This window comes from Modestobacter sp. DSM 44400, assembly GCF_900107175.1.
GTDB lineage: Bacteria > Actinomycetota > Actinomycetes > Mycobacteriales > Geodermatophilaceae > Modestobacter.
In genome coordinates this window covers 81752-90205 of record NZ_FNOZ01000016.1, presented here as the reverse complement: position 1 = coordinate 90205, position 8454 = coordinate 81752, and the positions used below count along the sequence as shown (strand labels likewise).

The 8454-nt window shown below is 72.9% G+C and carries 9 protein-coding genes; 7 read left to right on the top strand and 2 right to left on the bottom strand.

The features are described 5' to 3' along the window. From BLW04_RS12215 to BLW04_RS12195, 5 genes are all read left to right on the top strand, one after another. On the top strand, positions 1 to 306 hold a 306-nt coding region (locus BLW04_RS12215; protein WP_139306826.1), incomplete at its 5' end, for a transposase. Positions 307 to 1131: 825 nt separating this feature from the next. Continuing rightward, positions 1132 to 1467: a hypothetical protein gene (locus BLW04_RS12210; protein ID WP_217631012.1), complete on the top strand. Its 336-nt coding sequence runs from the start codon at positions 1132 to 1134 to the stop codon at positions 1465 to 1467. Between the two features lie 606 nt (positions 1468 to 2073). After that, positions 2074 to 2298 (top strand): DUF7455 domain-containing protein, encoded by a 225-nt coding sequence (locus BLW04_RS12205; protein ID WP_254781428.1) that lies wholly within the window; start codon positions 2074 to 2076, stop codon positions 2296 to 2298. A gap of 149 nt (positions 2299 to 2447) precedes the next feature. Next, complete coding sequence (locus tag BLW04_RS12200; protein ID WP_091540981.1) at positions 2448 to 4574, top strand: VanW family protein; 2127 nt, start codon at positions 2448 to 2450, stop codon at positions 4572 to 4574. Between the two features lie 75 nt (positions 4575 to 4649). Beyond that, complete coding sequence (locus BLW04_RS12195) at positions 4650 to 5756, top strand: YihY/virulence factor BrkB family protein (protein WP_254781426.1); 1107 nt, start codon at positions 4650 to 4652, stop codon at positions 5754 to 5756. 107 nt (positions 5757 to 5863) lie between these two features. Here the strand turns inward: BLW04_RS12195 and BLW04_RS12190 are convergent, their stop codons facing one another. After that, positions 5864 to 6094, bottom strand: coding sequence for a DUF3039 domain-containing protein (locus BLW04_RS12190; RefSeq protein WP_217631011.1), 231 nt, complete (start codon positions 6092 to 6094; stop codon positions 5864 to 5866). An 80-nt stretch (positions 6095 to 6174) separates the two neighbouring features. On the opposite strand from BLW04_RS12190, the gene BLW04_RS12185 reads away from it, so the two are divergent. After that, the gene (locus BLW04_RS12185) at positions 6175 to 7116 is read left to right on the top strand and encodes a pseudouridine-5'-phosphate glycosidase (protein ID WP_217631010.1); all 942 of its coding nucleotides are present in this window, start codon (positions 6175 to 6177) and stop codon (positions 7114 to 7116) included. A gap of 2 nt (positions 7117 to 7118) precedes the next feature. Further along, entirely contained in the window at positions 7119 to 8015 is an 897-nt protein-coding gene (locus BLW04_RS12180) for a carbohydrate kinase family protein (RefSeq protein ID WP_091540972.1), read from the top strand. A gap of 54 nt (positions 8016 to 8069) precedes the next feature. Here the strand turns inward: BLW04_RS12180 and BLW04_RS12175 are convergent, their stop codons facing one another. Continuing rightward, complete coding sequence (locus BLW04_RS12175; RefSeq protein ID WP_091540968.1) at positions 8070 to 8426, bottom strand: DUF3099 domain-containing protein; 357 nt, start codon at positions 8424 to 8426, stop codon at positions 8070 to 8072. Positions 8427 to 8454 lie beyond the last annotated feature (28 nt).

Genomic DNA, 8454 nt, shown 5'->3' with positions numbered 1-8454 from the left:
CGGCTGCTGGCGGACAAGGCGTACTCCCATCCCAGTACGCGGGCGCACCTGCGGGCGAAGAAGATCGCTCACACGATTCCCGAACGCAGCGACCAGATCGCACGCCGCAAGGCCAAGGGCTCGGCCGGTGGGCGACCACCGGCCTGCGATGCCGAGCTCTACAAGGACCGCAACACCGTCGAACGCGGGTTCGGCCGGCTCAAGCAGTGGCGCGCTATCGCCACCCGCTACGACAAATACGCCACCACCTACCTCGGCGGTGTCCTCCTCGGCTGCATGATCATCCATCACCGCGTCCGCAGTTAGCAGACACGCTCTAGTCGACGGCGTGCTCGATCGCATGGTGCACAGGCGACCTGATGACGACGTGGCACTGGTCGCCGTCCGGCTGCACCGACAAGACGGCCCCCGCCCCTCCGAGGCCGGCCCCAACGTCGTTCCCCCATCCCTGCCCGCCCAGCCCAGCCCAGCCCAGCCCAGCGGAGTAACCAGTCCGAGACACTGGTGCCTGACCCGGCTGCCCCCAGGCTCACAGAGCTGACGAACGCGGCGCTGCCACCGGTCCAGGACCCGACCCCGCGGAACGGCCTCCCGGCCTTGGTCTATTCTCGGCATCCGTCCACCAGCAACTGGGCCACGAGTAACTGGGCCGCCAGCCCGCTTCCCCTCCGCGGTGTTGGCCGAGCTCACCGGCGTAGGCGGCCCCGGCTACTCACCGGGTGGGATCGCGTGATCACTGACAGTGTTGCCCGTGTACGGAATTCGGTCTCCACTCAAGATGGGGGCAGCCACCGGGACGGGACCTGTGAGTGAGACGTGCGTGGGTCGCAGCGACCGCCACCGCCACCGCCACCGGACGCTGACGCCTCGACGGTGTGGAACTGGGACCTGCGCACCCGCCGCTGACTTCACTCTTTACCCCGGGGACGGTGGCGCGCTCCCGCCCGGCCAAGTACCTCCGGGCGGCACCCGCCGCTTCCAGCGGCCGGCCCCTATCTCCCGCTGCCACAACCCACCTGCGGGAGTGCTTGGGGGAAGCCCCAACCGGAGATCACGACAGGAACCGACTTAAACGTGTCCAGCCCATGTCCTGGATGCGAGTAGGCGCGCCGGTGCGCCACCATGGGTCCGGTGGCCACCTTTCCGGAGTCCACCAAGTCCTCGCTGAACCGGCGGCTACGCACCCACGCCCATACGAACTGGCCCCAACTGGCCGATTCGACGGTCCGCGTCCGCGGCGCCTGCGCTTGCGCGCAGGGACAACTCGCCGACGGTGAGACCCCGCCGCTGTGCCGACTGCGGTACGGCGGCTCGGCGGCTCGGCCACCACCTGGGGGGTTCGCCCTCTACCTTGCCAGCAGCGGCCGGCATGAAGACCAAATCCTGCCCACCGGCAGCTTCACCGGCACCCCCGAAGAAGCCCTCGACTGCGCGGCTGGCCTCTACCTCGCCGGCCCCACCATCTGATCGGTACCGCTACTCAGTCCAAGATATTTCAATGCACACCGCTCCTGAGCTGCCTGCTTGAATGCAGGTCAGCACATCGTTCAGGCATCCTTAGTGCGCGACTACCTGGACTGAGGAAGGACCCCGTCCATCCCACCCCTCGCGAGCTCGGGGTAAGCCTCGGGACGGGGCTGACTCCTCCCCACCCCTCGCACGCTCGGGGCGGTGCCCGGGAAGGGGCCGCTTCCCGGGCCCCTCGCAAGCTCGGGGACGCCCTGGACCGGGCTGTCGGTCCCGGTCGCCTCCCCCACCCAACGGGTGAGCGCTCCGGTGTGGTGCCGGCAGCCGGTGGGTAGAGCGGGTAGCGTGGGAGACGTCAGAACAGCAGCGGACCCACGGCTGGTGCGAGCCAGCAGCAACCCGAACGAGCACGTGCACCACCCGGACCCAGATCCGAACCAGTGACGTCTCTTGCTGGACCGCTCCACGCACCCGTTCGTGTTACGGCCGCATCTCATTCGGCGAGTTCGTGCGGAACAGGTGTCGGAACGGGAACACGAGGGGCCATCCTGGCGCTGTGCAGGAGGCCGATCCGCAGCCGCGGGTCCGTGCGGTAGAGAGCGAGTGATGAGCCAGATGACCCAGACGCTGACGACGACCCCGCCCACCGATGAGCTCGTCGTTCCGTTCCACTGCGACCGTTGTGGTGCTCTGGCCAAGGTGCGGGTGGTGCTCCCGAGTGGGAGCGACCTCGTGTTCTGCGGGCACCACGCACGGGAGTACGAGAGCAAGCTCCGCGACATCGCGGTCGACATCATCGACACCGACAGCGAGGCGCCCGTCTCCAGCTGACCGAGGCGCTATCGTCGCCCTCAGCGATGAAGCCCTCACCTTGACGCAGCCGCCGATCTCCTGCACCCCACCGGGGTGACACGAGGTCGGCGGCTTCGTCGTACCCAGGGACCGGACCCCCCGGTCCCCGCCGAGCCGGAGAGCCACAGATGCCGCAGGACTCCTCCACGGAGCCGGACACCCGCCGACTACTCCCCGACGGTTCGGTCCGCTGCGGGCGCCCCGCGCCCCCCCGGCCCTCCGGGGGCACGCCACCGCCGGCCGGGGACACACCACCCCCGGCCGGGGCCGTCGACCCGGCGGCCCCGGATGAGCGCCCGACCGTCGCCGTCCCCCCGCGGGCGGTGGCCGCCGACGACGAACCCGGCCCCGCCGAGGTGACCGCGGCCCTGCCGACGACCGCGGCTGCGCCCAGCCCCCCGGCCCTCGGCCCTCGGCTCGGTGACACCCCGCCGCCCCCACCCGTCGACCCCGCCGACCCGGGTAACCCGGAGGACTCCTCCCGGCCGGCCGCCGGCCGTCCGTGGTGGCGCCGCCGCGCGGTACTAGCGCCTGCCGCGGTCGTGGTGGCGCTGGCGGCGCTCTACGGCATCGACCTGCTGGCCGCCGGCGACGACGTGCCCCGGCACACCGTGGTGGCCGGGGTCGAGATCGGCGGCCTCTCCCCCGCCGCGGCGGGCGACCTGCTGACCGAGGAACTGGTCCCGCGAGTCAGCGCCGACCACACGCTGGTCGCTGACGGCGTGCCGGGCGTGCTGCACCCGCCCGCGGCCGGCATCGCGCTCGACGCACCGGGCACCGTCGACGCCGCCGACGACCAGCCGCTCAACCCCTGGACCCGGCTGACCACGCTGGCCAGCGACCGCGAGGTCGACCCGGTGTTCACCGCCGACGAGACAGCGATGGCCGCCCAGCTGGAGCAGTTCGCCGGCACGGTCGACCGCGCCGCGGTCGACGCCACCATCACCATCGACGGAACGACGCCCAGCGTGGTCGCGCCGGTCGACGGCCGCACCGTCGACCGGGACGGCGCCGCGGCGGCGATCACCGCCGCGCTGTCCGGTGGCGGCGACCCGGCCACCCCCATCGAGCTGCCGGTGGACGTCGTCCGGGTGCGGGTCCTGGCCGACGAGGCCCAGCGGGTGTTCGACGAGACGGTCACGCCGGCGCTCTCGGCGCCGGTGACGGTCCTCGCCGCGGAGGGCGGGGACTCCGTCGAGCTGCCGGTGAGCGCCATCGCCGCCTCGCTGACCTTCACGCCGGACGACGACGGCACCCTGACCGTCGCGGTGGACCCGGCGGCCCTGCAGACGTCGATGGACGAGGAGTTCGGGGTCTTCGGCACCCCTGCTGAGGACGCGCGCTTCGAGGTGTCCGGCGGCGCGATCAGCGTCATCCCCTCGGTCGACGGCCAGGGCATCAACCCCACGCAGCTCGCCGACCAGCTGCTCGGGGTCCTCGACGACCCCGCCCCGCGTTCGGTGACCGCCACCCTCGGCCCGGTGCCGGCGGAGTTCACCACCGAGCAGGCGCAGGCGCTGGGCATCACGGAGGAGGTCAGCTCCTTCTCCACCAACTTCACCAGCCCGGCCAGCGGGACCAACATCCGCGTCGTGGCCGCCGAGGTCGACGGTGCGCTGGTCCGGCCCGGGGAAACCTTCAGCCTCAACGACTTCACCGGTCCACGCGGCACCGCCCAGGGCTATGTGCCGGCCGCGGTGATCAGCGGGGGCAAGCTGTCCCAGGCCGTCGGCGGCGGGATCAGCCAGTTCGCCACCACGATGTTCAACGCCGTCTTCTTCGCCGGCCTCGAGGACGTCCACCACAAGCCGCACAGCTTCTACATCAGCCGCTACCCCGCCGGGCGTGAGGCCACGGTGTACGAGGGCCAGATCGACCTGCAGTGGAAGAACGACACCGACACCGGCATCTACGTGCAGACCGAGTGGGTGCCCGGCACGCTCACGGTGCGGTTCTGGGGTACCGAGCACTACGACGTCGAGTCGGTCAGCAGCGAGCGCAGGAACGCCCGCGAGCCGGCGGTCCAGGAGAAGGTCGACGACGGCAACTGCACCCCGCAGTCCGGGTCGACGGGCTTCGACATCACCGTCACCCGGGTGTTCAAGGACCTGGGCACCGGAGCGGAGCTGCGGCGGGAGGACTTCAACACCCGCTACGCAGCCGAGGCGGTCATCCGCTGCGTGCCGCCGACGGTCCCGGCTCCCGCACCACCGGCCGGTGCCGCCCCCAGCGCCCCGGTGGCACCCGCGGGCTGAGCCGTCTCCCCGCCTGAGTGGGCGTGTCCGAACCGTAGACGCACCACGGCGCGCCCTGCCGTGCACACTGGGCCGGTGGCCCACCTCGTCCCGTCCGGTCCATCGGCGCACGCCGGTGACCTGGACGAACGCGGTCCGCAGCCGGACGCCGACGGACCGGTGGATCCTGCGGCGGCCATCGACGCCACGGTCGCTACAGCGACTGCACGACCGGCACGCGCGTTCGGGTCCCGGCTGGACCGTCTCCCGGCGGTGGTCGGCATCCCGCTGCAACTGCTCGGCCGCACGGTGGCCAAGGCCTGGGGCGACCGCATCCTCGGACTGTCCGCCGAGGCCGCCTTCTGGCAGGTGCTCTCGGTCCCGCCGTTGCTGATCGGGCTGCTCGGTTCGCTGGGCTACCTCGGTGACTGGATCGGCGCCGATCGCGTGCAGGAGATCCAGGACCGGCTGCTCACGCTGGCCTCCGAGGGGGTGACCCCCGACGTCATCGACTCGCTCGTGCGACCCACCCTGGACGACATCCTGGGGTCTGGACGGCTCGAGGTGGTCAGCGTCGGCTTCGTCCTGTCGTTGTGGGCGGGCTCGTCGGCAACCGCGACCTTTGTCAACACCATCGTCATCGCCTACGACCAGCGCGACGTCCGGGGGCCGATCACCACCCGGCTGATGGCGCTGTGGCTGTTCGTGGTGGCGCTGGTGGTCGCCGTCCTGACCCTGCCCCTGTTGGTGTTGGGCCGGGAGGTGCTCGTCTCGTTGCTGCCACTGCACTGGCGGCCCACCGCGACCCTACTGGTCAACGCCGTCTACTGGCCGCTCGTGCTGGTGGGCCTCGTCCTGGCCCTGACCAGCCTGTACCACGTGACGCTCCCCAAGCGTGTCCCGTGGCACCGCCACCTGCCCGGTGCAGTCTTCGCGATGGCGTTCTTCGTCGTGGCGGCCACGCTGCTGCGCGCCTACGTGGCCGACATCCTGACCACCGCGCTGCCCTACGGGGCGCTCGCGGCGCCGATCGCGGCCCTGCTGTTCTGCTTCTTCCTCGGCATGTCCACGCTGCTGGGCGCGGAGCTCAACGCCACCATCGAGGCCCACTGGCCGGCGCAGCAGCGGCGACACGACCGCCGCCGGCGCCGCCGCCGCGCGGCCAAGATCGAGCTGGAGGCCCGCAAGCTGGGCATGCGCTGAGAGGGTCTGCGGATCCCCGCGCGGAGCGCGGTCCGACCCGGGAACCGGCTCAGCGCAACCCGTCCATGCACCTGGCCGCGGTGGGGGCCGGAGGCCGGCAGTTCAACTCAGTCGCGCTTGAGCTGCTCGTAGACCTCCTTGCAGGCCGGGCACACCGGGCTACCGGGCTTCGGGGTCTTGGTCACCGGGAACACCTCGCCACACAGCGCCTCGACCATGGTGCCCATGACGGCACTCTCGGCGATCTTGTTCTTCTTGACGTAGTGGAACACCTCGTTGGCGTTGCCGGTCTCGGACTCGCGGACGTCCGGGCGCTCGAGGATGTCGCTGCTGCTCACGGCTGCTCCCATGGGTCGGGGTGCGGGGCCGGGCGCCGGGGGGCGCCGGCCGACGCTGCACCGCCGTCCATGATGACAGGGTGCAGATCCCCGCCGGTTCCCCGCGCCCGACAGTGCCCGCCGTCCTGTCCCCCGAGGTGGCGGAGGCGCTCGCCGCCGGGCGCCCGGTCGTGGCGCTGGAGAGCACCCTGCTGGCGCACGGCCTGCCGCGACCGGAGAACCGGCAGGCGGCCGACGACGTGGAGGCCGCCGTCCGCACGGGGGGCGCGGTGCCGGCCACCATCGCCGTCCTGGACGGGATGCCGCACGTGGGCCTCACCGCCGCCGAGGTCGACCGGGTGTGCGCCGATCCCGAACTGGCCAAGCTGGGTGTCCGGGACCTCCCCGTCGCCGCGGCCCTGGGGCGCAGCGGGGCCACCACCGTGTCCAGCACGGCACTGCTGGCCGCGCAGGCCGGCATCGGGGTGTTCGCCACCGGCGGGCTGGGCGGGGTGCACCGGCACGCCAGCGACACGTTCGACGAGTCCGCCGACCTCGTCGCCCTGGCCCGGATCTCGCTGGTCGTCGTCTGTGCCGGCGTGAAGTCCATCCTCGACGTCCCGGCCACGCTGGAGCGCCTGGAGAGCCTGTCGGTCACCGTGGTGGGCTACCGCACACTCCGTTTTCCCGGGTTCTACGTCGCCGACTCCGGCTCCCCGCTGGACTGGTCGGTCCAGGACGCCGGGCAGGCCGCCGCCGTCTTTGCGGCCCGCGGCGCGCTGGCGCCCGGGGCGGTGGTGGTGGCCAACCCGCTGCCGGTCGAGGAGCAGTTGGACGCGGAGCTGCACGACCGGGTGATCACCGACGCCCTGGCCGCCGCGGACGCCGCCGGGGCGCGCGGCAAGGACGTGACCCCGTTCATCCTCGACCACCTGCACCGGGCCAGCGGCGGGGCGAGCCTGGCGGTCAACGTGCGGCTGGTGCTGCGCAACGCCGAGCTGGCCGGGCAGATCGCGGCCGAGCTCGCCGCACTCCCCCGCTGACCGTGGCCGGCGACCAGCCTGCGCCGGCCGTCGTGGTGGTGGGCGACGTCGCCACCGATGTCGTGGTCCTGCTTACCGGCACGCCGGCGCCCGGCTCCGACCGGTCGGCGTCGATCGCCACCCGCGGCGGCGGGGCGGGGGCGAACGTGGCGGCGCACCTCGCCGCCCTGGGGACGACGGTGCTGCTGGCCGGGTGCATCGGCGACGACGCGGCCGGGACGGCGCTGGCCGGTGAGCTCGCCGCGGCCGGCGTCCGGCTGGCGCTGCGCACCGTGCCGGGGGGCGCCACCGGGACCATCGTCAGCCTGGTCGAGCCCGACGGGCAGCGCAGCATGCTGGCCGACCGGGGCGCAAACCTGGCGCTGCGCCCGGCCGACGTGCCACCGCCGACGCCCAACGCCCACCTGCACCTGTCCGGCTACACGCTGCTGGACCCGGGCCCCCGCGATGCGGGGCTCGCGGCGCTGGCCGCAGCGGTGGCGGCCGGGTGCACGGTGTCCCTGGACCCGGCGTCCACCGGGCCGCTGACCGCGTACGGGGTGGAGCGCTGGGTGTCCGACACGGCCGCGGCCACCCTGCTGATGCCCAACGCCGAGGAGGCCCGGCTGCTGACCGGGTGCGCCGACCTGGGCGACGCGGCCCGGACGCTGGCCGGCGTGCACCCGGTCGTCGTGGTGAGCCTGGGTGCCGAAGGTGCGCTCTGGGCTGCTGGCGACGAGCTGGTGCACGCCCCCGCACACCCGGCGACGGTCGTCGACACCACCGGCGCGGGCGACGCATTCGTCGCCGGCGTGCTCGGCGCGTGGGTAGTGGCCGGCGGACGGCCCGATCCGGCCACCGCGCTCGCGGCGGGGCTGGCACGGGCCGCGACCGTGGTCGGGCGGGCCGGCGCCCGCTGAGGCCCGCTCTCCACGGCACGGCGAAGCCGTGCATCTCCGCCACCGGAGGTGGGATCACATGTCGATGACGCGCGCCGACTTTTCCGACTCCAGCACCCGGTCCGGCCGGGGCGGGGTGTACCGGTTCACGTCGACCCGCTTCTTCGGCGGGCGGTCGTTGGCCATGACAACGGCGAACCATGGCAGCACCGTGCCGAGGACGGCGAAGACCGCCATCAGCCAGACCGACACCTGGTAGGTCAGCGCGGCCGCGATCAGGCTCAGCGCGCGGATGCCCATCGTGATCACGTAGCGCCGTTTGCGGGCGCGCTGCTGCTCACCTTGGCTGGGCTCCGCCTCGGTGATGAGGACCGGCTCGACGCGGCTGGCGCCGGAGGGATCGCGGTGCGGGAACTGCTGGCTGGAGGCCACGGGTGCCCTTCCCTGAGCTGGCCGGGGG

Excerpts from the sequence above, each read along its gene's own strand:
- BLW04_RS12205 (WP_254781428.1), top strand. The coding sequence starts at position 2,074 with ATGAGCCAGATGACCCAGACGCTGACGACGACCCCGCCCACCGATGAG.
- BLW04_RS12200 (WP_091540981.1), top strand. The coding sequence starts at position 2,448 with ATGCCGCAGGACTCCTCCACGGAGCCGGACACCCGCCGACTACTCCCC.